Consider the following 23,360-nt stretch of genomic DNA (forward strand, 5'->3'; position numbering starts at 1 on the left):
GTCATCCACTCGCCACCTGCAAGGAGTTCGTCATGTCTGTTCGTCTTCCCTTTGCCCTCACTGCCCTGGCCGTCGGTCTCTTGAGCGCCACCCAGGCCAGCGCCGAGGTCGATCTCACCATGTACTACCCGGTCTCCGTGGGCGGCGCGCTGACCGGCGTGATCGACGAACTGGTCGAGGAGTTCGAAAGCGAGCACCCGGACATCTCGGTGGACGCAATCTACGCCGGCAACTACGACGACACCCGGGTGCGCGCGATGTCCGCCATCGAGGCTGGCGATACCCCGGCGCTTTCGGTGATGTTCTCCATCGATCTGTTCGAGCTGATCGAGCAAGGCGCCATCGTCGCCTTCGACGACCTGGTCGAGACCGACGAGGAGCGTGCGTGGCTGGACGGTTTCTACCCCGGGCTGATGGATAACGGTCGGCTCGACGGCAAGACCTACGGCATCCCGTTCCAGCGCTCGACCATCGTGCTGTTCTGGAACAAGGACGCCTTTGAGGCGGCGGGGCTCGACCCGGACACGCCGCCTGCAAACTGGAACGAAATGGCCGAGATGGCCGCCACCCTGCGCGAGGCAAACGGCGACCAGTGGGGCGTGATGGTGCCCTCCACCGGCTACCCGTACTGGATGTTTCAGGCCTTCGCTTACCAGAACGGCCACCGGCTGATGAACGAGGCCGGCACCGAGGTCTATTTCGACGATCCGGCGGCGGTGGAAGCGCTGGAGTACTGGGTATCGCTTGCCGAAGATGGCGTCATGCCGAGCGGCACCATCGAGTGGGGCACGCTTCGCCAGAACTTCCTCGAACAGTCCACGGCGATGATGTGGCACACCACCGGCAACCTGAGTGCCGTGAAGAGCGACGCCGATTTCGATTTCGGCGTGGCGATGCTGCCGGCCAAGACTCAGCGCGGCAGCCCCACCGGCGGCGGCAACTTCTACATCTTTGCCGACACCAGCGACGAAGAGCAGCGCGCCGCAATGACCTTCATCCGCTGGATGACTGCCCCGGAGCGCGCCGCGGACTGGTCGATCGAAACCGGCTACATGGGCGTGAGCCCCGCCGCGTATGATACCGAGACACTTCAGGCTTACGTGAAAGAATTCCCGCCGGCGGCGGTGGCCCGCGACCAGCTGGAATTCGGCACCGCCGAACTTGCCACCCATGAGGGCGGTCGCATTCGCCGCACGCTCGACAACGCCGTGCAGGCCGCGCTCACCGGCCAGATGACGCCAGAGCAAGCGCTGACCCAAGCGCAAGCCGAGGCCGATCGCATCCTGCGCCGCTACGCTCGCTAAGCTCATCCGGGCGCCGGGACCTGCCTCGGCGCCCACCCTTCCAAGAGTCCTCGCCATGACGCTGACTGCCCATCGCAAGCTCCAAGGAGCGCTTCTGCTGCTGCCTGCGGCGGCGCTGCTGGGCCTCTTTGCCTATCTGCCCACCGTTACCACGGTGATCCAGAGCCTTTATCTACCCGGCTTTCGCGGCGCGCCGCCGGAATTCGTCGGGCTCGAGAACTACCGGTTTCTGTTCGAGGACCCCAAGTTTTGGCAGGTAGCGCGCAACAACCTGATCTATGCGCTCGGCACCATTCCGCTCTCCATCGCGCTGGCGCTCGGCATGGCGCTGCTGGTCAACGGCAAGCTCCCCGGGCGGGGGCTTGTGCGCATGGCCTATTTCACGCCAACGATTCTGCCGATGATCGCCGCGGCCAATATCTGGATGTTCTTCTACGCCCCGCAGATCGGGCTGTTCAATAAGCTGCTCGCAACACTTGGCTTGTCCGGCGTGAACTGGCTGGGCGACCCGAGCGTGGCGCTCTACTCGATCATCGTGATGTCGGTGTGGAAGGAGGCGGGCTTTTTCATGCTCTTCTATCTGGCCGCCCTGCAGGCGATCCCACCGGAGCTCAGGGAAGCGGCGGATCTCGAGGGCACGAGCCGTACACGTTTTTTCTGGCGGGTGACCTTTCCGCTTCTGATGCCGACCACCCTGTTCGTTTTGATCAACGCGCTGATCAACGCCGTGCGCGTGGTCGATCACCTGTTCATCCTCACCAAGGGCGGGCCGAACAACGCCACCAACCTGCTGCTCTACTACGTCTACGAGAACGCCTTCGCGTTTTTTGATCGCACCACTGCGGCCACCCTCACCGTGGTGATCCTGCTGGTGCTCGCGGCGGTGGCGACGCTCAAGTTCACGCTTCTCGACCGCCGGACCCACTACCAATGACGACTCCATTCCCATGAGCACACTCGCCGCCGCCCTTCCCCGCCGCTTGGCGCTAACGCTTTCGCTCGAGACCCTGGCCGCTTGGCTTCTGGCCATCGTGTGGATCTTTCCGCTGCTCTACGCGGTGTGGGCGGCGTTTCACCCGCCGGCGTTCATGGTGCGCTTCGAGCTCTTCGCGCCATTGAGCCTGGAGAACTTCAAGACCGCCTGGGCCCAGGCGCCGTTCGCGCGCTACTACCTCAACACCTTTTTACTGGTCTCCGGCGTGGTGGCGGCGCAGTTCGTGGTATGCACGCTGGCGGCCTTCGCGTTTGCGCGCTTTCCCATACCCGGCAAGAACGCGCTGTTTCTGTTGGTGCTGATCCAGCTGTTCGTATTTCCCGAGGTGCTGATCGTCGAGAACTACCGTATCGCCAGCGGCCTGGGCTTGATTGACACCATCGCCGGCATGGGGCTGCCTTACGTGGCCAGCGCTTTCGGCATCTTTTTGCTGCGCCAGACCTTCAAGACCATCCCCCGCGAGCTCGAGGACGCCGCGCGCATCGAAGGCTGCGGCTGGCTTGCCGTTCTGTGGAAAGTCTACGTACCGCTGGCCCGCCCGACATATCTCGCCTACGCGCTGGTGTCGATTAGCCATCACTGGAACAACTTCCTGTGGCCCTTGGTGGTGACCAACTCGGTGGAGAGCCGCCCGCTGACCGTGGGCCTGGGCGTCTTTTCCGCGCCGGAAACCGGGGTCAACTGGGCGACGGTGAGCGCGGCCACCCTCTTGAGCATCGCGCCGCTTTTAGTGGCGTTTCTGCTCTTTCAGAGCCAGTTCGTGCAGTCGTTTCTGCGCGCGGGCATCCGGTAGCCCCCGCTTTCGTGCGACAATCCTCGCAACGCAAACCAGCGAGGAGAGAGCGAGGATGCACGGCGAACCCCACCCGGCGCTGTCGGTGCTGCAGGAAGTCTTCGGCTTCGATCAGTTTCGCGGCCCGCAGCAGGCGATCATCGAGCACGTAAGCGCCGGCGGCGACGCGCTGGTCTTGATGCCCACCGGCGGCGGCAAGTCGCTGTGCTACCAGATTCCGGCGCTTCTGCGCGCGGGCACGGCGATTGTGGTCTCACCCCTGATCGCGCTGATGCAGGATCAGGTGGCAGCCCTCGTTCAAAACGGCGTGCGCGCGGCCTACCTCAACTCGAGCCTCGATTTTCAGGACGCCATGGCGGTGGAAAACCAGCTGCGCGCAGGCGAGCTGGATCTTCTCTATGTCGCCCCGGAGCGCCTGGCCACGCCGCGCATGCAGGCACTGCTGGATCAGGTGCCGATTGCGCTGTTCGCCATCGATGAAGCCCACTGCGTCTCCCAATGGGGGCACGACTTTCGCCCGGAGTACCGTCAGCTCTCCCAGCTTCACGAGCGCTTCCCAAACGTTCCCCGAATCGCGCTTACTGCCACCGCCGACGTGCCGACCCGCGGCGACATCATCGAGCACCTGCAGCTTCAAAACGCCGCGCTCTACAACAACGGCTTCGACCGGCCCAATATCCGCTACCACATCGCCGAAAATCAGGGCAACACGCGCGAGGCGCTGCTGCGCTTCATTCGCGAGAACCACGACGGCGAGGCGGGTATTGTCTACTGCCTGTCGCGCAGGAAGGTGGAGGAGACCGCGGCCTGGCTCGAACGCCAAGGATTGACCGCCCTTCCCTACCACGCGGGACTTCCGCCAGAGCAGCGTCAGGAAAACCAGACCCGCTTTCTGCGCGAGGACGGCGTCATCGTGGTGGCGACCATTGCCTTCGGCATGGGCATCGACAAGCCGGACGTGCGCTTCGTGGCGCACTTGAACCTGCCCAAGAGCATCGAGGCCTACTACCAGGAAACCGGCCGCGCCGGGCGCGACGGCCTGCCCGCGGATGCCTGGATGGCCTACGGGCTGCAGGACGTGATCACCCTGCGCCAGATGCAGCAGGACTCGAGCGCGGGCGACCAGCAAAAGCGCATCGAGCAGCAGAAGCTCGACGCCATGCTGGGGCTGTGCGAGATCATCAGCTGCCGCCGCCAGGCGCTTCTGCACTACTTTGGCGATCATCTGGAGAAACCCTGCGGCAACTGCGACAACTGCCTGACCCCGCCGGAGACCTGGGACGCCACCGTCGCCGCGCAGAAGGCGCTGTCCTGCGTCTTTCGCACCGAGCAGCGCTTCGGCGTGACCTACCTGGTCGACGTGCTGCTGGGCAAATCGAACGAGCGCATCGCCCGCTTTGGCCACGACCGGGTCAGCACCTTCGGCATCGGGACCGAGCTTTCCGCCAACGAGTGGAAGGCGCTTTATCGTCAGCTGATCGCCAGCGGCTACCTGAGCGTGGATATGGAGGGCCACGGTGGCATTCACCTGACCGCTCAGGCCAAGCCCGTGCTGCGCGGCGAACAGGCGCTGACCCTGCGCAAACCGGTCAAGCCCGCCGCCCGGCGCCGCAGCCGGGGCGCGCCCGCCGCCCAGGGCCACGGCCCGCTGTGGGAGGCGCTTCGCGGCCACCGCAAGGCGCTTGCCGACGAGCAGGGCGTGCCGGCCTACGTGATCTTCAACGACGCCACCCTCAATGAACTCGTCGAGCGCCGCCCTGAAAGCCTGGACGCCCTGGGTGGCGTCACCGGCATCGGCGCGCGCAAGCTCGAGGATTACGGTGAAGGGATTCTGGAAGTGATCGCGGCGCACAAGGGCAGCGCCCAACCCGCAAGCGTCGGCGACAGCGCCCGGGAGTCCGCCGAAATGGTGAGGGCGGGCCTGACCGTCGAGGAGGTCGCGAACCGGCGCGGCTTCACCGTCAACACCATCTACCGCCACCTGGCCGAGGCGATCGAAGGCGGGGCACTCACTCTCGATGAGGTGATCACACTGGAACCCGCCGCGTTAGAGCGCATTCAGAGCGCGATCCGTGAACACGCGGCAGGCGGCATGCGCGCGGTGTTCGACGCCCTCGACGGCCAGATCGACTACAACGTGTTGGCCTGCGTGCGCGCCGCGATGAACGCTGCGAGAAGTTCGTGATGGAAAGGAGAACGCGGCGGCAACCATCCACCCTCTCTAGATGCCTTGCCCGCCGAATCATTTGGTGGGCAAGGCTTGAGTGAGTATGAAATCGGCCACCCGGTAACCGATCGGCTCGATGGTCTATTACCAGGATTTGTAGGGAAGAAACTTGCCGTTCAAAGTGAGCAATACGCGATCGCCCTTGGGATCTTCGATTTTATCCACCGCCATGGTGAAATCGATAGCGCTCATGATGCCGTCACCGAATCTCTCCTGCACCACATCCTTGAGCGTTTCGCCGTAGACGCCGACCACTTCGTACAGGCGGTAGATGAACGGGTCCTGGGGAATGGCTTCATCCCACGCCTTGGTGGGGAAGGCCGTGAGCGCTGTGGCCACGTCGCTATCGACCTCGAGTACGTCACAAAGCTTATGGGCCACATCGGCGCTGGAGCTGTTCATTCCGTAACACGCGGATGCGACCCACACCGGCGACATACCCACCGCATTCGCGATGTCGTCCCAGCTCATTTTTTTACGCGCTTTGGCCGCCAATAGCGTGTGGCGCATTTCAAGTTTATCCATGACGAGTCTCCTTGGGAGTGAAATTGACCAGGTTCTGGTGTGATTCGGTGTCCGGGGATGCCGAAGCGGTTTCGGTCGCGCACTCGGGGGACGATTGCCGTACCGGGTCCACCGGTGTCGGGTAGAGCATCCCGTGCCCGCTGGGTTTTTCTGAACGCAATTCGCTGGAGCGATTGACCAGAAAATCGACGAGGTAGTTACGAATCGTGTAGAAGTGCGGATGCTTGATGATGCTTGCCCGCTGGCGGGGCCTGGGCAGGTCGATCTCTACCGCTTCGGCGATTCGTGCATGAGGGCCATTGGTCATCAAGAAGATGCGATCGGCCAGCAAAATGGCTTCGTCCACATCGTGGGTGATCATGAACACGGTTTGCTGATCCTGACTCCAGATCTTGATCAACTCGTCCTGAATGACGCCGCGGGTCAGGGCATCCAGTGCGCCAAAGGGCTCATCCAGCAGCAGCAGCTTGGGTTTGGTGGCAAAAGCGCGGGCGATGCTGACCCGCTGGCGCATGCCGCCGGAGAGTTGGGAAGGTTTTCGGTTCACCACCTCCTGCAGGCCGACCATTTTCAAGTACTTCATGCTGTGCTCGGTGACCTCCCGGTCGCTCCACGCTTTCCAGCGGGCGCGAACGCCGAAACGAACGTTTTCCAGCGCGGTCAGCCAGGGCAGCAGGCTGTAATTTTGAAACACGACACCACGCTCGAGGCCCGGGCCTTTGATCTCCTTGTTCTCCATGACCATGGAGCCTTCGGAAAACTGATCCAACCCGGCCAGCGCGTTCATGATGGTCGATTTACCACAGCCGGAATGCCCGATGATGCAGACGAACTCGCCCTTGTTGAGCCCGAAGCTGATGTTCTCAAATACCGTCAGCGGCAAAGCGTGCTTGCCCGTCCCCGGGAAGCGCTTGGTCGCGTTTTGTACTTCTACGAAAGCATGACTCATGACCGGCTCCTCATTCGGCGTAGGTGACGAAGCGCGCTATATAGGCAAGCGCCATATCCAGTAGCATGCCCACCACGCCAATCATCAGGATGGAGAAGATCACGCTGGTCAGGTCTAAGTTGTTCCATTCGTTCCAGACGTAATAGCCAATGCCGGTGCCCCCCACCAGCATCTCGGCGGCCACGATGACCAGCCAGGCAATACCGATGGAAATGCGCATACCGGTCAAAATGGTGGGCGCGGCAGCCGGCAAGATCACTTTGAAAGCCGTTTGTAACGAGGTCAGTTCGTGGGTCCGGGCCACATTGACCCAGTCGTTGCGTACCCCGGCCACGCCAAAGGCGGTATTAAGCAGCATCGGCCAGATGGAGCAGATGAAGATCACGAAGATGGCGGAAGCTTCGGAGTCGCGAATGATGAATAGCGCCAACGGCATCCAGGCCAGTGGCGAAATAGGCCGCAGTACCTGAATGAAAGGGTTGAGCGCTTTGTACGCAAGCGGCGACATGCCGATCAGAAAGCCAATGGGAATCGCCACCAGCGCGGCCATCAGATAGCCGCTCAGCACCCGATAAAGCGAGTAACCCAGCTGGATGCCAATGCCTTTGTCGTTGGGTCCTGCATCGTAAAAGGGGTTGGAGAGCTCTTTCCACGCTTTGGCGGCAATCTCGGAGGGCGGAGGCACACTGGCCCGCTCATCAGCCCCGGCGAGCAGTTGCTCATACTCGCTGAGCGTTTCATTTCCACCCATGAGCGGCGAGTGGTTCACGCCTTCCCAAACGCCCAGCCCCACGACCAGCAGGACGATGGCGAGAAGCGCTGCGCGAACATTCAAGCTCAACTTCTCTGCGGTAGCATCACGGCTCATCGTTAGCTCCTCCGAATCTCGAAGCTGTCGATGTAGGCTTCGGGCTGGGTGTAATCAAAGGTTTTGCCCATGATCTGATAGTTGCGAGCGGTCTCTTCCGGTGCCTCGTACCCAAGCTCACGCATGACGGCTTGGGCATCGGTCGCCAGGTAGACGTCACGAGCAATCTGCTGATAATCCACACTGCCTTCGATATACCCCCAGCGCTTCATCTGCGTCAGAATCCAGACCGCCATGGAGTGCCACGGAAAGGGGTCGAAGTCGATGCGATTCGGGACGTCCTGAACGCCCCCCAGACCATCGGCGAAACGCCCGGTGAGAACCTGCTCGATCACCGTGACCGGCTGATTCAGATAGTTCGTCGGGGCGATGGCTTCGGCGATCTCCGAACGATTGCCGGGGTCGGAGGAGTACTGGGTTGCATCGATGATGGCTCGCAACAGAGCGCCGTAGGTGTTGGGGTTCTCGCGCGCGAAGCGGGCGCTCGTGGCGAAGGCGCAGCAGGGGTGGCCGTCCCAAATTTCTTTCGTGAGCAGGTGAATGAAGCCGATGCGCTCGAACACGGCGCGCTGATTGAAGGGATCGGGAGACAGGAAGCCGTCGATATTGCCGGCCCGCAAATTGGCCACCATTTCGGGCGGCGGAATGACACGAATCTGAATGTCCTGATCCGGGTCCAGCCCGTGCTCGGCCACATAGTAGCGCAGTAGAAAGTTGTGCATGGAGTACTCGAACGGTACGCCAAAGGTGAATCCTCTCCACTGCTGCGGATCGCGTTTATCCAAGTGGTCGTTGTGTAGCACGATCGCCTGACCGTTGATGTTTTCCACCGCGGGCATGATGAACGGCTCCGGCGTGGAGCCCGCGCCGAGGGTCATGGCCAGTGGCATGGGCGTGAGCATGTGCGCGGCGTCGTATTCGCGGTTGAGCGACTTGTCTCGGGCCACGGCCCAGCCCGCCGTCTTGATGACCGAAACATCGAGACCGTAGCGCTCATAAAATCCCATGGGGTGCGCCATGATGATGGGGGTAGCGCAGGTGATCGGCACGAAGCCCACGTTGAGCCGGGTTTTTTCGAGCGGACCCAGATCCTCCTTGACAGCTGCCTTGATCGCATCCAGAGGAAACAGGCTGGCCAGCGCCGCCGCGGCCGTGCCGCCGCCCACCAGCTTCATGAATTGGCGACGGTGCATATCACTATGGCCGAACATCCCGCGCACCAGCGCGCTCTCTACCACGCGGTCCATCATTTCGTCGGCGTTATCAGGAGTAGCTGACACCGACGCGGCGGGGGCGCGCTTGGCCAACGTAACGCCGGGCGGGTCGGAAAGGCACTGCTGACAATCACACTGTCGTCCATGAATCAGTGATTGGCGATGATCGAACGGGTTGCCAAGACCGCTGTGGTCGTTGTTCTTTTGCATGGTCGCTCACCTCATGGAAGCAAATAGGCTCAAATCTGCGCCGTCCTGGTGCGTGACGGCGTCAAGGTATTGCTTTCTACAAGGCGAATTGCATGCCAGTGCAGCTGCATAGTTTTTTTATCATTATTTGTCAGCCACTTAACAAAGTGGTAGAGCGATCCCGAAAAGAGCTCATAAACAACGAAAATTCGTGGTTAACGATATTTCGTTGTTTAAATAACGAAAATTCGTGGTTGGCCCACCGTTTGTATGGAAATCGGGGCCTTTTTCTGAAAGCCAAGGAGTTCATGATGCACGCCATGTCCAAGATGGCGGTGGTCAAAACGCCCCTAATGCAGATGGCCAGCCACACGCCGCTGGCGATGATGATCATCGATCCGCTGAATGACTCTCTCATCGAAGCGAACGCGGCGGCCTGCCAACTGCTGCTTATCGATACCCATGACGCTCTGGATACGCCCTTTAGCCATCGTTTGGGGGCCACATTGGCACTGTGGGTGAGCTTCTCCGATGAGGTGCTCACGACCGGCCAGGGCTGGTCGGATGATCTGGTGTTGCTGGATAGCATTCGCCAGCCTCGCCGGGTAGAAGTATTTGGCCGGCGCCTGGACAACACCTCACAGCTACTGCTGACAGTGATCGACCGGCATAAAGCCGAGCAGCGCCGCACCAGAGCCGAACTCAGCCGCCAGCACCGTCAAGGGGGAGTAGGCTGGCAACGAGTCGAACAGGTGTTCGAGCGCATCGAGAAACAGAATCAGCTCATTCTTGGCGCCGCGGGGGAAGGCATCTACGGCCTGGATACGGAGGGCAAAACTACCTTCGCCAATCCTGCCGCCGAACGTATCCTCGGCTGGAGTACGGAAGACATGGTGGGTCACGATGCACATTTGATGTTTCACCATTCACATATCGACGGCCGTTATTTCCCGGTGCATCAGTGCCCCATCCACGCCTCATTTAGCGACGGTCAAGTACACCATGTGGAAAACGAGGTGTTCTGGCATAAAAACGGTGAAGCGATTCCCGTGGAGTACACCAGCACACCCATCTTTGAAATGGGCCGCCTAATAGGGGCCGTCGTATTGTTCCGCGATATTCGTGAGCGCAAACGGGCCGAGCAACAGCTGCGCAATGCACTGGAGGAGGTGGAGTCGCTCAAGCGTCGCCTGGAGCTCGAGAATCAATACCTTCAGGAGGAGATAAAGGCGGAGGTCAACCACCACAACATCGTGGGCAATAGTCCGGCGGTCAACAAGCTGATTCAGCAGATCGCCATGGTGGCTCCCACCAGTGCCAACGTATTGATCAGCGGGGAGTCCGGCACTGGCAAGGAGCTCATCGCACGGGCGATTCATACCAGCAGTACCCGCAGTGACCGGCCGCTGATTCGCGTGAACTGTGCGGCCATTCCTCGTGACTTGTTCGAAAGCGAGTTTTTTGGCCATGTCAAAGGGGCGTTTACCGGTGCGATTCAAGACCGGCTTGGCCGTTTTGAACTCGCGCATGGAGGGACGCTGTTTCTTGACGAAGTGGGTGAGATTCCACTCGAGCTACAAAGCAAGCTGCTTCGCGTATTACAGGACCAGCAGTTCGAGCGGGTTGGTGATAACCGTACGCGCAAAGTGGATGTGCGGGTCATCGCGGCGACCAACCGTGGGTTGAAAAAGATGATCGACGCCGGCCAGTTTCGTGAAGATCTTTACTTCCGCTTGAATGTCTTTCCTATCGATTCCGTTCCACTTCGCAAACGTGTAGAGGATGTTCCCCTCTTGGCGCGCCATTTTTTGCATCGCGCCTGTCTAAAGTTCAACAAACCGGGAGTACGCATAGCTCCCGCGCAATTGGAGGCGTTAATGCACTACCCTTGGCCTGGCAATATTCGCGAACTCGAAAACGTGATCGAAAGGCAGGTCATTGTGACGCAAGACATGCAGCTCTCCTTTGCCGATCTTTCGCCAACGGACGTTTCATCCGGCCCTGTGCCGTCAAGTACCGATACTCAGGCCCCCGACGAATCGCCTGATCAGCCCATGACGGAACACGCGCTATACCAATACCAGCGCCGCAACGCCTTGAAAGCTCTCGAGGCCGCCAATGGAAAGATTTACGGCGCGGGAGGTGCGGCCGAAATGCTAGGGGTCAAACCGACAACATTCGCCTCCCGATTACACAAATGGGGCATTAATCCTCGGCAGTTTCGCAAGCACGGCCGCAAGAACACTTCAGGTGCAACGATATCCTGATCGGGATCTGTTTCGTTATCGGCAGCGTGTGTTTTTTCTACGAGGGCAGCGTGCAACTGTTGATTCGCCCCCTGATTCGTCTTCACCGCTTCATCTACTTCAAGCGCCTGCCGGATACCGACCAGGAGGCCTGATCAACGCTCGAGCTCCTCGGCCGCACCGGGATAGCGCCGTTGAGCTCGGATCAGGCGCACGATGGTGATCACGTTGGTTACCACCACCAGCGCTTCGGCGAGCGTGCCGCCGATGGAGCCGATCAGCAGGTTGTTCATCATCCAGCAAAAGGCGGCGAGCCCCAGAAAGACACGCAGCATGACTCCTTTCAACAAGAACATGGCCGGCGTGCCCAGCGCTGCAGCCAGCACGGCGAACGTATCAACGGGGCTTTGCCAGGTGAGTATGGCCGCCACGGCACTCGCGCCGAGCACCCCGGCCATGACCTTGAGACTGCCTGGAAAGCGCCGGGCAAGCGCAATACGCACGATCACCAGCGCGGTCAGTACCGCCGCCGTCCAACTGCTCAAGAAGACGAACTGCAGCATGAAAGCCACGTTGGCCGAAATGAGCAGCGTCATCAGTTTGTCGTCGTTCTTGTTGGCGAAGGCCAGCACGCACATTACCAGCGCGACGAAACCACACAGCTGGCCCATCAGAGCCATCGGGTTCATGCTTTCCATGGAACTCCTCGAGTACCTGAACCAACGCCGGCATCGCCTAGCACTGCTGGCGGTCAATACCATGACGCAGGCGTAGATACCCGCGCAGGCGCCGGGCGAGCACGTCGACCCCGATATTGATCAACGCGGTGATCAGTATCAACACCATTGCGCGGTCGAAGCGGATCTCCTGGATGGCGCTGTCCACGTAGAAACCAAGCGTGGCGATCCCCAGGATTCCCAGAATCGCCGTCTCGCGCAGGATGATCTCCCAGCGGTAGAACAAAAGCGCCAGAAACGGCCCGTAAAGGCGTGGCACCATCTCGAAGGCGTAGCGGTTCACCCCATGCGGCGCGTCCTGACGCAGTGTGATTTCGTTGCTGCGCCGCCCCACGAGGTGGGCGATGATGCCGCCGTTGTGCAGCGCCAGCGCCACCGCCGCCGGCAGCATGGAGGGCCCCCAGAGCTGGAGCAGGATGAACGCCAGCATGTACTCCGGCGTCGAGCGCATCACCACCAGCATCACGTGGCCGGCCACGCCCCCGGCACGGCCGGTGAAATGGCGCGAGATCAGCGGGAAAAGCGCCAGCGCCAGCGCCCCGGTCGCCACCAGCGCGATCTGGGTGAGCAAGAGCGTATTCCAGATGCCCGGCAGCGCCTGGTCGAGAAACAGCCGGGTAAACCACTCCCACAGCGCCTCGAACCCTTCGCCTCGCCTTAATGGCGCGGGCACGATGTCCTCGGTGAAGAACCGCGTCACGTTCGACCACATGATCGGAAGCCCGGTGCCCAGCAGAAATGGCGCCACCACCAGGTAGAGCGGCAGGATCTTCGGGCGCACCCACCACCGGAGCGTGCCGATCAGCAGATAGAACAGCAGCAGTAGCGCCCCGACCGTCGGGTAGTGCCCCTGGGCGAAGGCCGCCATCAGGTGGTAGCCGATGGTCGGCATGCCGACGAAGCCGAGCACCGCGCTCGAGCGCAGCCCGCACTCCAGCCGATAGGCGGTATAGCTCACCAGGTGCGGCCAGGCTTGGCTCACTCGCGCGTAGACCAGGGCCGACAGCCGCCCGGCTCCACGTGGCAGCACCTGCCCGGGCAGCGGGTCGGTCTCATCGAGAATCTCCGCGTACACCTTGACGAAGATCCCCGCGTAGGGAATGGCGATCGCCAGCACCCCGGTAATGGGGTGTAGCCCGAAACTCTGCAAAAAGATCAGCGCCCAGAACAGCTCGTGAATGGCGCGGATGAAGGCGCAGAAGGTGCGCACCCACCAGCGGTGGAAACAGAGCGCCAGCGCCATGCCGGCAAGCGCGCCGACCCCGACCCCGACGAAGGCGAACGCCACGGTGCGCAAAAGCGCCTCGCCGAGAGAGTCGACGCGGGTGAAGTCCGGCTGAATGAGCCCTAGAAAGAGCTGACCCAGCGACTGCCAAGGGTCGTGGGCACTGATTTCGAAGTCGCCGAGCGCAAGGCAGACGAGCGCCAGCAGAACGAGCCCGAGCGTGACGCGGGTGGTGGCGCGAAGCGGCATCAGTAGAGATCCTGAAGCGCGGCGGAGGTCAACGTCTTGCTCGGCGCATCGAGCACCACCGCCCCGCCCTGGAGCCCGACGACGCGGGTGCAGAACGCAAGCGCCAGCTCCAGATCGTGCATCGCCAGCACCGTGCGCGGGTAGCCCTGGGTGAGCTTTGCCATCACCGCGCTCGCCTGGGGGCCGTCGAGGGCCGACACTGGTTCATCGGCCAGAAGCAACTCGCCTTGCTGGTAGAGCACCCGCGCCGCCGCCACCCGCTGGCGTTGGCCACCGGAGAGCTCGCCGCAGGGCGTCCAGCGTTTCTCGGCAATGCCCACGTCCTCCAAGAGTGCTGTGATCTCGTTGATATCGCGCCGCCAGGGTTTGGCCAGCGTGACCAGGTTGCGCCACCACCGGTGGCGGTCGAGCCGCCCCATGTAGACGTTGTGAAACACCGAGAGCGTATCCACCAGCCCCAGCGCCTGAGGCATCAGCGCCACCGGCTGCTCGCGCCAGCGATCATACATCAGCGAGAGCAGCGTCGACTTGCCCGCCCCGCTCTTGCCGATCAGCGCGATGTGCTCGCCCTCGCCCACCGAAAGCGACAGCGGTCCGAGCACCCGCGTGGCGCCGTAATACGCCTCGGCGTCCGTCAGCGTAAAGCGAGTCACCGTCAGAGCAGATCCAGCGAGATGGCCACGTCACGCACCGGCTCGAAATCCTCGTTGGAGGCGGGGATGAAGCCCGAGCGCGGGAAGCTCGCCAGAAGTTCCGGGTCGTCCATTTCCAGCAGCGCCTGCTGAAGGCGCTCGGTGAAGCCTTCGCCGAAGCGCTCGTCCACGTCGCCGCGCACGGTCCAGTGGTAGTCCGGGTAGGAGGGCGATTCCCAGATCACCTGGACGCGCTCCGGGTCGACGTTGCCCTGCTCCACCTCGTTCTCCCAGGCGGTGTAGCTCAATACCCCCGCCTGGTAGGCCCCGGACTGCACCAGCGACACGGTACGACTGTGGTTGCCGCTGAAACCCACGCGGGTAAAGAGTTCGTCAGGCGAGGCGCCGAGATCCCGGGTCAGGAAGTACTCCGGCAGCAGCCGTCCGGAGGTCGAGCTCTGCGAGCCGAAGGTGAAGGTCAGGCCCTTGAGCGCCTCCGGGGCGGTGTCGGATTCGACCGGCTCGATGCCGGTGGAGGCGTTGGCGATGAAGTAGCTCTTGTACTCCGGGTCCTCGATGCCCTGGGCGATCGCCTGGGAGCCTGGAACAAGCTCGCGCGCCTGCACGCCGGTGAAGCCACCGAACCAGGCCAGCTGCACCTGGTTGTTGCGAAAGGCGGTGACCGAGGCGGCGTAGGACGTCACGGGAATGAAGCGCACATCGACGTCGAGCTCGTCGGAAAGGTAGTCCGCCACCGACTGGAAGCGCTGCTGCAGGCGCGTTTCGTCCTCGTCGGGAATGGCGGTGAACACCAAGGTGTCGGCGGCGACGAGTGGCGACACCAGCGCAAACAGAACGGCCGCACGGGCCAGAAACGGTTGGCGAGACATGGAAATATCCTTTCGAGCATGAGAGAAACCGGCGCCGAGCACGCCGAAGCAGACCTCAGGAAAGCATACCAGCTCTTCGCTCGAAAGCCTTCAACACACCGCCCGTTTTCGACCTTTCTGCGCCGGGCACCCCTCGCCGCGCCGCTGTCACAAAGCTGTAAGGTCTTCGTCCTACGCTGGGCGGCGCCCCTCATCCGGAGACTCCCATGTTAAAGCGTCCACTCTGTCTTGCCGTTGCCCTGTCGACTCTCACGCTTGCCGGCACCAGTGCCGCCGAGACGCTCACGCTCTACACCAGCCAGCCCCAGAGCGACGCCCAGCAGACCGTGGATGCCTTCATGGCCGCCTACCCGGAGATCGAGGTGGAGTGGGTGCGCGACGGCACCACGCGGTTGATGACGCGGCTGCGCTCGGAGCTCGCCGCGGGCGTGAGCAACCCGGACGTGCTGTTGATCGCCGATAGCACCACCATGGAGTCGCTCAAGCGCGACGGCAACCTGCAGCCCTACCAAAGCCCGGCGCGCGAGGCGTTCGATGAGGACGTGTTCGACCCCGAGGGTTACTACTACGGCACCAAGCTGATCACCACCGGTATCGTCTACAACACCGGCGCCGAGCATCAGCCGTCGAGCTGGCAGGACCTGCTCACGCCCGACTACGAAGGCCTGATAGCCATGCCAAGCCCGCTCTACTCCGGTGCGGCGCTGATCCACATGGCGGCGATCACCGACCACCCTGCACTTGGCGAGGACTATTTTGAAGGCCTTCGCGATAACCGAGTCGAGGCACAGAGCGGCAACGGCGGCGTGTTCAACGCGGTAGCGGCGGGCACCAAGGCCTACGGCATCGTGGTGGATTTTCTGCCCATTCGTGAAGCAGCCAAGGGCTCGCCGGTCGAATTCGTGTTTCCCGAAGAGGGCGTGAGCGCGGTCACCGAGCCGGTGGCGATCATGGAAGGTGCGGAAAACGTCGAGGCAGCCCGGAAGTTCGTCGATTTCGTTCTGTCTCAAGAGGGTCAGGAGCTGGTCAGCCGCCAGGGGTATCTGCCCGCTCGCAGCGGGGTGGCGCCCCCGGAAGGCTTCCCGGCTCGTGACACTATCGACCTGATGCCGGTCGATATCGGCCGCACCCTCGAGCAGGAAGAAGCGCTCAAGGCACGTTTCAGCGAGCTGTTCGGCGGCTGATGGTGATGCCCTGCACGGCGGCGGGCCGCCAGCACCGCTGGCTACTGTCGCTTTTGACAGTGACGATCGTCCTGTTGAGCCTGGCGCCGAGCGCGAGGCTTCTGGTCGAGGCGCTGGGGGATCTCGCCCAGGGGGCAAACGCGCCGCTGTGGCGGGTGCTCGGCGCCGCCTCTACCTGGCGGGCGCTGTGGTACAGCGTCTATACCGCCGGGCTCGGCATGCTGCTCGCACTTGTGCTCGGAAGCCTCTTCGCCTTCGTCATCACCCTGACCGACCTGCGCGCCAAGGCCGCCTGGGTGTTCTGCTTCATGCTGCCGATGATGATTCCGCCCCAGGTGACCGCACTTGCCTGGCTGCAGCTTTTCGGCCCGGCGAGCCCGCTGTTGAAGAGCCTCGGCTTCGCGCCGGCGCTGGGTAGCCCCCAGCCGCTCTATTCCGCCGAGGGCATTGCGCTGCTGCTCGGTATTCAGGCGGCACCGCTGGTGTTTCTGGCGCTGCGCACCTCGCTCTTGTCGCTGCCCCGGGAGCTGGTCGAGGCCGCGCGCATCAGCGGCGCTCGCCAGTCTCAGGTGTGGGGCCACATCATTCTGCCGGTCACACGGGGTGGGCTGGTGGCCGGAGCGGCGATGGCATTCATCTCGAGTCTCGGCAACTTCGGCATTCCCGCGATGCTTGGCATTCCCGCCGGGGTTTACGTGCTGCCCACGCTGATCTACCAGCGCATGGCGAGCTTCGGCACCGGGGTGCTTCCGGAGATGGCGTCGCTGTCGCTTTTGATCGGTGTCATTGCGCTTATCGGCGTGGCGCTTCAGCAGCGCGCCCTGAGCCGCAGCCGCTTCGGGCTCACCGGCCACAGCGGCCGCGCCCACGACTTCACCCTGGGGCGCTTGCAGGTGCCCGTCACGGCGCTGCTGGCGGCGGTGCTGCTGGCGATTCTCGTCGCCCCGCTTGCCGCCCTGGTGGTCAGCTCATTGGTGCCCGCCATGGGCGTGCCGCTCAACACCACGACCGCCACGCTTTCCGCGTTTGAAGAGGTGCTGAGCCGCCAGGGCGCCACCTGGCGGGCGGTGAACAACAGCCTATGGCTCGCTGGCGGTGCCTCGCTTGTCTTGATGGCGGCGAGCCTGCCGCTCGCCTACCGCCTCCAGCGCCTGCCACCCAGGCTTCAGAACCTGGCCCTCGGCGCGGTGGAGCTGCCCTACGCGCTGCCCGGCGTGGTGCTCGCCATCGCCTGCATCCTGCTGTTCGTGCGCCCGCTTCCGCTCATCGATGAGGCGCTCTACGGCACGCTCACGCTGATTTTCATCGCCTATCTGGCGCGCTTTCTGGTGGTGTGCCTGAAGCCGGTGGCGGCGAGCCTTGCCCAGCTCGACCCCTCTCTTGAAGAGGCGGCGCAGCTCGCCGGCGCCGGGCCCTGGCGGCGGATGGCGACGATCGTGCTGCCGCTGGTGGCGCCGGCGCTGTTCGCCGGGGGGCTTTTAGTGTTTCTGCTCGCGGTCAACGAGCTGACGGTCTCGGCGCTTTTGTGGAGCGCCGGCAACGAGACCCTCGGCGTTCTGATCTTCAACCTGGACGAGGGCGGCGAGAGCGTGCTGGCCTCGGCGGTATCGGTACTGGTGGTCGCGATGGTCGCCGCGCTGATGCTCGCCTTGAGCCTCTTGGCGCCTCGTCTGCCCAGAGGAGTCGTGCCATGGCAGCGCTGAGCATCGAAGGCGTGAGCAAGTTTTTCGGCGAACACGCCGCCGTTGATGGGCTCTCGCTCACTGTGGAGCCCGGCGAGTTCGTGGCGCTTCTTGGCCCCAGCGGCTGCGGCAAAACCACCATGCTGCGCCTGCTGGCGGGCTTCGAGGAAGCCTCGCGCGGCGAAATTCGCCTCGGTGAGACGCTGCTGGCAAGCCCCGGGCACCACCTGCCGCCGGAGCAGCGCCACATGGCGATGGTATTTCAATCCTACGCGCTGTGGCCGCACATGAGCGTGGCGGACAACGTCGGCTATCCACTCAAGCTCCGGAAAGTGCGCGGTGCGGCCTACCACGAACGCGTTCAGCGAGCGCTTTCTCTGGTCGCACTCGAGGCGTACGCCAGCCGCACGCCTCAGGAGCTTTCCGGTGGCCAGCGCCAACGGGTGGCGCTGGCACGCTGCCTGGTGGTGGACCCGGAAGTAGTGCTGCTCGACGAGCCGCTGGCGAACCTGGACCGACACCTGCGCGCCGCCATGGAGCAGAGCTTTCGTGACTTTCACCGCCGCGCACGCGCCACCATGGTCTACGTGACCCACGACCAAAGCGAGGCGATGGCGCTGGCGGATCGCATCGCGGTGATGCGCGACGGCCGCCTGGTTCAGTGGGCTACGCCCGAGACGCTCTACCGCGAACCCCGAAACCAGTGGGTCGCGGGCTTCATCGGCCAGGGCAGCGAGCTGCAAATAGCTACCGGCGCCCCTGGCCAGCGTCTTGACGAGGCCGCCTTGATGCAGGGCCTGAACGCCCCGCTCACATCGCGAACCCAACCCGTGCTGGTGCGCCCGGAGCACGTTCGCGTGAGCGCCGAGACGCCCACTGCCCGGCATCTCACCGCCCGCGTCGAGCACCAGACCTTTCGCGGCGAGCGCTTCGAGCTGCACCTGCGTCTCGCCCACGGTGCCGCGCTCATGGCCTATCACCCGCACGCGCTCGACGTCGGCCAGACGGTCGCGCTGACGCTGAGCGAAGGCTGGTGCCTGGAGCGGGATTAACGCTCGTCGAGCCGGCGCTGCCACGCAAGCAGCACGATCGGCACCAGTGACACCGGCAGCAGACACGCATTGAGTGCTGCCCAGCCGAGCGTGCTGACCAGCGGCCCTGCCGCGAGTGCCGACACCGCCACGGCGCCGAACACCAGAAACTCGTTGGCCGCCTGCACCCGCGCCTTCTCCGCCGGGCGGTGCGCCTTGGCCGCAAGCCCGGTGGCGGGCAAAAAGGTGAAGTTCCAGCCAAGGCCCAGAAGCACCAGCGCCAGGTTGAAACCGGCAAAGGTGAGCGAAAGCTGCGCGGCCAGCGTGCTCGCCGCCAGCAGCAGACAGCCCGCCACGATGACCGCCTTCGCCCCTACGCGGGCGATCAACGGCCCGGTGAAGAACGACGGCGCGAACATCGCCACCACGTGCCACTGGATGGTGGTCGCCACGTGGTCGAAGCCGTGGCCGGCATGAGACATGGCCAGGGGCGTGGCCGTCATCGCCAGGTTCATCACCGCATAGCCGACCATCGCCGAGACGACCGCGGTAATAAACGCCGGCGCTCGCAGGATCTCGCCCAGCGGGCGCTGCTCGCCGACCTGCGGCTCGACGAACGCCCTGGGTAGCCGGGTGACGAGCAGCAACCCGAGCGCGAGCACGTAGAGCACGGCGAGTCCCGCGAGGCTCGCCAGAAACGGCACCTCGGAGAGCTCGCGGCTGAACCGGGCAAGCCAGGGCCCGGCGAAGGCGGCCAGCAAGCCCCCGCCCATGACGAGTCCCAACGCGCGCTCGCGGTGGCGCTCCTCGGCGGCCTCCAGCGCGGCGAAGCGGTAGAGCTGGCCAAAGCCGATGCCTGCGCCGATCAGAAGGGTTGCCAGCAGAAACAGCCCGAAGTGGCCCAGTGACAGCGCCCGCATGGCCACGAAGGTCCCGGCGAGACCGATCAGGTTGCCCAGCACGAAGCCACGCTTGCGCCCGAGCCGACCCATGATCAGCGAGGCGGGGATCGTCGCGCCCATCAGCCCCAGCCACTGCACCGCCACCGGCAGCGTTGCGAAGGCGGGGCCGGGCGCAAGCGCGGCGCCCACCAGCGGCGAGACGGCGATGAGCAGGATGTTGCCGCTGACCAGCAGCGCCTGACACAGGGAAAGCAGCCATACGGATAGCGGCATGGCGGGGCCGACCGCCCTCATCATACCCCCAGCGCCGCGCGCGCGGCGCCAAGCTCGATGGCCAGCGTATCGCGCTCCTTGAGGGCGTAGCGTCGATCCTGCTCGTCGAGCGCCGCGAGGTTGGCCTCGACGTTGAGCAGCACGCTGTCGACCGCCGCGCTCAGGAGATACCCGCCGGCGCGGGCGTCGCTTTCAAACTGCGTCTCGATGTTCGCCAGTATCTCCTCGCCGAGCGCCAGCGCCTCGAGGCAGCGCCGGGCGGTGGCCAGCGGCACCTCGACGGCGTCACGTGCGGCGCGGTGAAGGGCTTCGGCGCGCGAAGCGCGCTGTTCGTCGGTCTGCTGCGGTCGATCGAGCGCGGCCATCATGGCCTGGAAGGCGGCAACGTCGGCGTCGGCCAGCGGTACCAGCGCCTGCTCGAGCGCTTCGCCGCGTTCGATGAGCGCGGCGCGCGGCGCCCTCGGCGCATGGCGCTGGCCAAGGTGGAGGCCCTTGAGCATCAGCGCGAGGCCGCAACCAGCGGTCACCGTCGCCGCTGCGCCACAGCCGGGCATCGGGTCGTGAGCCAGGGCATCGCGAAACGTATCGAGCGGCGTCTGCCAGATACCTGGTTGGTCTGCTTGCTGAGTCATGACGGTTCCTTGAAGCCGGCCGGCGCGACGAACTCGCGCCGGGAAGAGGGGTCGAAAAAGGTTGATTTCAGGTTAATTCATTTATGCCCCGAACAGGCAACGATTGCGGTAGTATCGAAGGACAGGTGCACGCTTGACCGTTTTTCATGGACGTTTTCATGCCATTTGCCTACAAGGAGTTTCGCTCTTGACGACGCTTAACGACACCCCCGCCGCCACGGCGACCGAACTCTACGAGCGCATCATGGCCGCCGACGGGTCCGACGGGCTCGTCTGGCCCGAGGCTGACGTGCAGCTCGACGCGGCCAACGACACCCTGGTCTTCACCCTGCACGACTACGGCAACCTGACGCTGACGCTGTCGCGCAGCGACGAGGAGTGGGTGGCGATGACCCCCATCATCCCGGTCGAGCGCATCGCCGATCAGGCCACGCTGAACGAGGAGCTGCTGCGCCAGGGCGTGTTGTTGCCGCTGGCCTCGATCGGCATCGTCACCTTCGACGAGCGTGACTACTACGTCGCGTTCGTCCAGCTGTTCGGTGATTCGCGCCTGGCCTCCATCTGCGCCGAGCTTCATGCCACGGCAAGCGCCGCCGTGGAAGTGGCGCGGCTGATTCAGGATCATTTCGTCAACCCGATTCGTTGATTTCCAGGAGCTCCCATGCTGAACAAGATCATGACCGCCCTTCGCGGCAAAGCCCACGAGACCGGACAGGCCGTCGTGGATTCCCAGGCGCTGCGCATCCTGGACCAGGAGATTCGTGACGCCGAGCAGCATCTGAAGGCCTCCAAGACCGAGCTCGCCCGCCTGATGGGCCAGCGCCAGATCAACAGCGACAAGGCCGCTACTCTCGAGAAGAAGATCGACGAGCTCGAACAGAGCGCCGCTGCCGCCCTGGAGAAGGGCGAAGAGCAGCTGGCGCTGGAAGTGGCCGAGCGCATCGTTGCGCTGAGCGAGGCGCTGGATGCCGAGCAGCACATCGTCGCCGAGTTCGACACCAGCATCGAGAGCCTGCGCAGCGCGATCCGCAATACCGAGAACCAGCTGCGTCAACTCAAGCAGCAGGTCAGCGTGGTCAAGGCGACCGAGTCCGCCCAGCGGGCGCAGTCCGCCGTGGCGGCGCGTCACTCGGGCCAGAACAGCGCCATGGGCAGCGCCATGGAGTCGCTGGAGCGCATTCGCGAGCGTCAGGCGCTGGATTCGGCGCAGATGAAGGCCGCCGAGCAGCTCTCCGCCGAGGAGAGCGGCAGCGAGCTCGAAACGCGCCTGAAGGCCGCCGGCATCGGCGCCAGCGACCGCAAGGCGGACGATGTGCTGGCGCGGATCAAGGCCAGAAAGAGCGCCTCCTGAGCAGGCCCCCATTCCATCGCGTCGCGCAGGGGGGCCCGGCAATTCGCGGCCTCCCCGGGAGAAGACGACATGCTCAAGACACTGAAAGCGCTGCTCGGCAAGCCAGGCGAGGAGCAAGCCCCGCAGGCGGCGTCGCCGGCGGGCTTCGCCCTGGGCCTTCCGATCGGCATGACCGCGGAGGACTTCGCCGGACTGCGCCTGGATGGCCGGGTGCGCCTGAACCTGAGCGAGCTGGCCGCCTTTCCCGACACGCTGTTCACCTGGGAGAGCGACCGCGATTACCACATCGCCGCCGTCGGCCACGTAGAGCTTGGCCAGGGAGCGCATCTGGTGCGCTTCTACCTCGATAACGATACCTGGCTTCAAGCCAACGTGGAGAATCGGCGGGTCATCGAGTACAAGCTGTTCGACTTCTACCGCGTGAGCCACCTCTCGAACGACGAGTTCGATGCGCTGCTCGATCCAGGCGCCTCGGCGTCGCGCCCGCTGGGTACCCGGCAGCTCACGATCGAGTCGACCGGCGGTCAAGGCCCGCGTGAATTCATCCGAGTATGGGGCGACCCGGCCAGCGACTGGTCGCCGCCGGTGCAGTTCGAGGAGCGCGTGACGACGTCGGAAAGCGTCACCGGTCGCCAGGTGGTCCATCATGCCATGCTCTTCGAGCGCTCGATCGCGGACTCCGAGCGCATGGAGTACGTCCTGATGAGCGGCGAAAGCGACGAGGAAGGCAGCTTCATGCTGGTGGAGAACCTGGGCGTTGACGTCGCCTCGATCGACATTGATGCTATTTGACCGTCGAGCCTTTACTCTAGGCCGCCAAGCGCCCCATTTCGAACAAGGAAGACGCGACCATGAACTACCTGCAAGGCCTGCCTCATTTTCTGGGCTACCTGATCGGCGCACTGATCCTGCTGGGCGCCTTCATGTACTGCTACAGCCGCATCACCCCGCACAAGGAGTGGCTGCTGATTCGCCAGGGCAACGCGGCGGCGGCGACCGCCTACGGCGGCTCGATTCTCGGCTTCACGCTGCCGCTCTACAGCGCCATGGCGAACTCGATCAGCTTCATCGATTTCCTGCTGTGGGGCGTCATCGCCTTCGGCGTGCAGCTGGCCACCTTCTTTGGCCTGAAAGTGATGCTCAAGAGCCAGGGAGAGAGCCTCTCCACCCATATCAGCGAAGGCCACATGGCCTACGGCATTCTCGTCGGCAGTATCTGCATCGCGGTCGGCCTGCTCAACGCCGCCTCGATGACCTGGTAAG

At 63.7% G+C, this 23,360-nt stretch carries 23 protein-coding genes; 13 read left to right on the forward strand and 10 right to left on the reverse strand.

The genetic code is table 11. The annotated features are described in order from the left end of the window. Nucleotides 1–32 precede the first annotated feature (32 nt). From GEV37_RS03705 to recQ, 4 genes are read left to right on the forward strand one after another with little or no spacing between them, the layout of a single operon-like run. Nucleotides 33–1,304 (forward strand): ABC transporter substrate-binding protein, encoded by a 1,272-nt coding sequence (locus tag GEV37_RS03705; RefSeq protein WP_227388830.1) that lies wholly within the window; start codon nucleotides 33–35, stop codon nucleotides 1,302–1,304. Nucleotides 1,305–1,359: 55 nt separating this feature from the next. Further along, nucleotides 1,360–2,238 (forward strand): carbohydrate ABC transporter permease, encoded by an 879-nt coding sequence (locus GEV37_RS03710; protein ID WP_227388831.1) that lies wholly within the window; start codon nucleotides 1,360–1,362, stop codon nucleotides 2,236–2,238. 13 nt (nucleotides 2,239–2,251) lie between these two features. Further along, nucleotides 2,252–3,091: a carbohydrate ABC transporter permease gene (locus tag GEV37_RS03715; protein WP_227388832.1), complete on the forward strand. Its 840-nt coding sequence runs from the start codon at nucleotides 2,252–2,254 to the stop codon at nucleotides 3,089–3,091. Nucleotides 3,092–3,146: 55 nt separating this feature from the next. Beyond that, nucleotides 3,147–5,276 carry a DNA helicase RecQ gene (gene recQ, locus GEV37_RS03720; protein WP_227388833.1) on the forward strand — a complete coding sequence of 710 codons (2,130 nt, stop codon included), beginning with the start codon at nucleotides 3,147–3,149 and terminating at the stop codon, nucleotides 5,274–5,276. A 126-nt stretch (nucleotides 5,277–5,402) separates the two neighbouring features. Here the strand turns inward: recQ and cynS are convergent, their stop codons facing one another. The 4 genes from cynS to GEV37_RS03740 are packed head-to-tail and all read right to left on the reverse strand — an operon-like array spanning nucleotide 5,403 to nucleotide 9,084. Further along, on the reverse strand, nucleotides 5,403–5,843 hold the full coding sequence (cynS, locus tag GEV37_RS03725; protein WP_227388835.1) for a cyanase: 441 nt from the start codon (nucleotides 5,841–5,843) through the stop codon (nucleotides 5,403–5,405). Continuing rightward, nucleotides 5,836–6,792 carry an ABC transporter ATP-binding protein gene (locus tag GEV37_RS03730; RefSeq protein ID WP_227388837.1) on the reverse strand — a complete coding sequence of 319 codons (957 nt, stop codon included), beginning with the start codon at nucleotides 6,790–6,792 and terminating at the stop codon, nucleotides 5,836–5,838. Before GEV37_RS03730 ends, cynS begins: the two co-directional genes overlap by 8 nt. A 10-nt stretch (nucleotides 6,793–6,802) precedes the next feature. After that, nucleotides 6,803–7,660 carry a nitrate ABC transporter permease gene (ntrB, locus tag GEV37_RS03735; RefSeq protein WP_227388838.1) on the reverse strand — a complete coding sequence of 286 codons (858 nt, stop codon included), beginning with the start codon at nucleotides 7,658–7,660 and terminating at the stop codon, nucleotides 6,803–6,805. A gap of 2 nt (nucleotides 7,661–7,662) precedes the next feature. After that, nucleotides 7,663–9,084 (reverse strand): CmpA/NrtA family ABC transporter substrate-binding protein, encoded by a 1,422-nt coding sequence (locus GEV37_RS03740; RefSeq protein ID WP_227388839.1) that lies wholly within the window; start codon nucleotides 9,082–9,084, stop codon nucleotides 7,663–7,665. Between the two features lie 308 nt (nucleotides 9,085–9,392). Between GEV37_RS03740 and GEV37_RS03745 the strand changes: the two genes are divergently transcribed. Together GEV37_RS03745 and GEV37_RS17015 are read left to right on the forward strand one after the other, a co-directional pair. Then, nucleotides 9,393–11,330, forward strand: a complete 1,938-nt coding sequence (locus tag GEV37_RS03745) for a sigma 54-interacting transcriptional regulator (RefSeq protein ID WP_386111269.1) — start codon at nucleotides 9,393–9,395, stop codon at nucleotides 11,328–11,330. Between the two features lie 26 nt (nucleotides 11,331–11,356). Beyond that, entirely contained in the window at nucleotides 11,357–11,464 is a 108-nt protein-coding gene (locus GEV37_RS17015; protein WP_338035101.1) for a hypothetical protein, read from the forward strand. Here the strand turns inward: GEV37_RS17015 and GEV37_RS03750 are convergent, their stop codons facing one another. The 4 genes from GEV37_RS03750 to GEV37_RS03765 are packed head-to-tail and all read right to left on the reverse strand — an operon-like array spanning nucleotide 11,465 to nucleotide 15,042. Then, a complete protein-coding gene (locus GEV37_RS03750; RefSeq protein ID WP_227388842.1) occupies nucleotides 11,465–12,007 on the reverse strand; it encodes a YgjV family protein in 543 nt (180 codons plus the stop codon). A gap of 37 nt (nucleotides 12,008–12,044) precedes the next feature. Next, nucleotides 12,045–13,520 (reverse strand): PhnE/PtxC family ABC transporter permease, encoded by a 1,476-nt coding sequence (locus GEV37_RS03755; protein ID WP_227388843.1) that lies wholly within the window; start codon nucleotides 13,518–13,520, stop codon nucleotides 12,045–12,047. Then, the gene (locus GEV37_RS03760; RefSeq protein WP_227388844.1) at nucleotides 13,520–14,173 is read right to left on the reverse strand and encodes an ATP-binding cassette domain-containing protein; all 654 of its coding nucleotides are present in this window, start codon (nucleotides 14,171–14,173) and stop codon (nucleotides 13,520–13,522) included. Before GEV37_RS03760 ends, GEV37_RS03755 begins: the two co-directional genes overlap by 1 nt. A 2-nt stretch (nucleotides 14,174–14,175) precedes the next feature. Further along, nucleotides 14,176–15,042 (reverse strand): putative selenate ABC transporter substrate-binding protein, encoded by an 867-nt coding sequence (locus GEV37_RS03765; protein ID WP_227388845.1) that lies wholly within the window; start codon nucleotides 15,040–15,042, stop codon nucleotides 14,176–14,178. A gap of 206 nt (nucleotides 15,043–15,248) precedes the next feature. On the opposite strand from GEV37_RS03765, the gene GEV37_RS03770 reads away from it, so the two are divergent. The 3 genes from GEV37_RS03770 to GEV37_RS03780 are packed head-to-tail and all read left to right on the forward strand — an operon-like array spanning nucleotide 15,249 to nucleotide 18,960. Continuing rightward, the gene (locus GEV37_RS03770; RefSeq protein WP_227388846.1) at nucleotides 15,249–16,226 is read left to right on the forward strand and encodes an ABC transporter substrate-binding protein; all 978 of its coding nucleotides are present in this window, start codon (nucleotides 15,249–15,251) and stop codon (nucleotides 16,224–16,226) included. Continuing rightward, a complete protein-coding gene (locus tag GEV37_RS03775; RefSeq protein ID WP_227388847.1) occupies nucleotides 16,226–17,929 on the forward strand; it encodes an ABC transporter permease in 1,704 nt (567 codons plus the stop codon). Before GEV37_RS03770 ends, GEV37_RS03775 begins: the two co-directional genes overlap by 1 nt. Next, complete coding sequence (locus GEV37_RS03780; RefSeq protein ID WP_227388848.1) at nucleotides 17,917–18,960, forward strand: ABC transporter ATP-binding protein; 1,044 nt, start codon at nucleotides 17,917–17,919, stop codon at nucleotides 18,958–18,960. The genes GEV37_RS03775 and GEV37_RS03780 overlap by 13 nt, the downstream gene beginning before the upstream one ends. Here the strand turns inward: GEV37_RS03780 and GEV37_RS03785 are convergent. Together GEV37_RS03785 and GEV37_RS03790 are read right to left on the reverse strand one after the other, a co-directional pair. Continuing rightward, nucleotides 18,957–20,114: an MFS transporter gene (locus GEV37_RS03785; protein ID WP_227388849.1), complete on the reverse strand. Its 1,158-nt coding sequence runs from the start codon at nucleotides 20,112–20,114 to the stop codon at nucleotides 18,957–18,959. The genes GEV37_RS03780 and GEV37_RS03785 overlap by 4 nt on opposite strands. 20 nt (nucleotides 20,115–20,134) lie before the next feature. Then, nucleotides 20,135–20,746 (reverse strand): cyclodeaminase/cyclohydrolase family protein, encoded by a 612-nt coding sequence (locus tag GEV37_RS03790; RefSeq protein ID WP_227388850.1) that lies wholly within the window; start codon nucleotides 20,744–20,746, stop codon nucleotides 20,135–20,137. A 187-nt stretch (nucleotides 20,747–20,933) separates the two neighbouring features. Here GEV37_RS03790 and GEV37_RS03795 point away from each other — a divergent pair, with 187 nt between their 5' ends. The 4 genes from GEV37_RS03795 (at nucleotide 20,934) to GEV37_RS03810 (ending at nucleotide 23,359) form a co-directional block, all read left to right on the forward strand. Further along, nucleotides 20,934–21,392, forward strand: coding sequence for a DUF2170 family protein (locus GEV37_RS03795; protein ID WP_227388851.1), 459 nt, complete (start codon nucleotides 20,934–20,936; stop codon nucleotides 21,390–21,392). 15 nt (nucleotides 21,393–21,407) lie between these two features. After that, entirely contained in the window at nucleotides 21,408–22,097 is a 690-nt protein-coding gene (locus GEV37_RS03800; RefSeq protein ID WP_227388852.1) for a PspA/IM30 family protein, read from the forward strand. Nucleotides 22,098–22,166: 69 nt separating this feature from the next. Beyond that, the gene (locus GEV37_RS03805; RefSeq protein WP_227388853.1) at nucleotides 22,167–22,889 is read left to right on the forward strand and encodes a DUF2491 family protein; all 723 of its coding nucleotides are present in this window, start codon (nucleotides 22,167–22,169) and stop codon (nucleotides 22,887–22,889) included. A 59-nt stretch (nucleotides 22,890–22,948) separates the two neighbouring features. Continuing rightward, nucleotides 22,949–23,359, forward strand: coding sequence for a DUF350 domain-containing protein (locus GEV37_RS03810; protein WP_227388855.1), 411 nt, complete (start codon nucleotides 22,949–22,951; stop codon nucleotides 23,357–23,359). Nucleotide 23,360 lies beyond the last annotated feature (1 nt).

The organism is Vreelandella malpeensis, from assembly GCF_020622355.1.
GTDB lineage: Bacteria > Pseudomonadota > Gammaproteobacteria > Pseudomonadales > Halomonadaceae > Vreelandella > Vreelandella malpeensis.

Excerpts from the sequence above, each read along its gene's own strand:
- GEV37_RS03780 (WP_227388848.1), top strand. The coding sequence starts at position 17,917 with ATGGCAGCGCTGAGCATCGAAGGCGTGAGCAAGTTTTTCGGCGAACAC.
- GEV37_RS03775 (WP_227388847.1), top strand. The coding sequence starts at position 16,226 with ATGGTGATGCCCTGCACGGCGGCGGGCCGCCAGCACCGCTGGCTACTG.
- ntrB (WP_227388838.1), bottom strand. The coding sequence starts at position 7,660 with ATGAGCCGTGATGCTACCGCAGAGAAGTTGAGCTTGAATGTTCGCGCA.
- GEV37_RS03755 (WP_227388843.1), bottom strand. The coding sequence starts at position 13,520 with ATGCCGCTTCGCGCCACCACCCGCGTCACGCTCGGGCTCGTTCTGCTG.
- GEV37_RS03805 (WP_227388853.1), top strand. The coding sequence starts at position 22,167 with ATGCTCAAGACACTGAAAGCGCTGCTCGGCAAGCCAGGCGAGGAGCAA.
- GEV37_RS03745 (WP_386111269.1), top strand. The coding sequence starts at position 9,393 with ATGGCGGTGGTCAAAACGCCCCTAATGCAGATGGCCAGCCACACGCCG.
- GEV37_RS03715 (WP_227388832.1), top strand. The coding sequence starts at position 2,252 with ATGAGCACACTCGCCGCCGCCCTTCCCCGCCGCTTGGCGCTAACGCTT.
- GEV37_RS03800 (WP_227388852.1), top strand. The coding sequence starts at position 21,408 with ATGCTGAACAAGATCATGACCGCCCTTCGCGGCAAAGCCCACGAGACC.
- GEV37_RS03750 (WP_227388842.1), bottom strand. The coding sequence starts at position 12,007 with ATGGAAAGCATGAACCCGATGGCTCTGATGGGCCAGCTGTGTGGTTTC.
- GEV37_RS03785 (WP_227388849.1), bottom strand. The coding sequence starts at position 20,114 with ATGCCGCTATCCGTATGGCTGCTTTCCCTGTGTCAGGCGCTGCTGGTC.
- GEV37_RS03790 (WP_227388850.1), bottom strand. The coding sequence starts at position 20,746 with ATGACTCAGCAAGCAGACCAACCAGGTATCTGGCAGACGCCGCTCGAT.
- recQ (WP_227388833.1), top strand. The coding sequence starts at position 3,147 with ATGCACGGCGAACCCCACCCGGCGCTGTCGGTGCTGCAGGAAGTCTTC.
- GEV37_RS03770 (WP_227388846.1), top strand. The coding sequence starts at position 15,249 with ATGTTAAAGCGTCCACTCTGTCTTGCCGTTGCCCTGTCGACTCTCACG.
- GEV37_RS03765 (WP_227388845.1), bottom strand. The coding sequence starts at position 15,042 with ATGTCTCGCCAACCGTTTCTGGCCCGTGCGGCCGTTCTGTTTGCGCTG.
- GEV37_RS03810 (WP_227388855.1), top strand. The coding sequence starts at position 22,949 with ATGAACTACCTGCAAGGCCTGCCTCATTTTCTGGGCTACCTGATCGGC.
- GEV37_RS03740 (WP_227388839.1), bottom strand. The coding sequence starts at position 9,084 with ATGCAAAAGAACAACGACCACAGCGGTCTTGGCAACCCGTTCGATCAT.
- GEV37_RS03730 (WP_227388837.1), bottom strand. The coding sequence starts at position 6,792 with ATGAGTCATGCTTTCGTAGAAGTACAAAACGCGACCAAGCGCTTCCCG.
- GEV37_RS03710 (WP_227388831.1), top strand. The coding sequence starts at position 1,360 with ATGACGCTGACTGCCCATCGCAAGCTCCAAGGAGCGCTTCTGCTGCTG.
- cynS (WP_227388835.1), bottom strand. The coding sequence starts at position 5,843 with ATGGATAAACTTGAAATGCGCCACACGCTATTGGCGGCCAAAGCGCGT.
- GEV37_RS03705 (WP_227388830.1), top strand. The coding sequence starts at position 33 with ATGTCTGTTCGTCTTCCCTTTGCCCTCACTGCCCTGGCCGTCGGTCTC.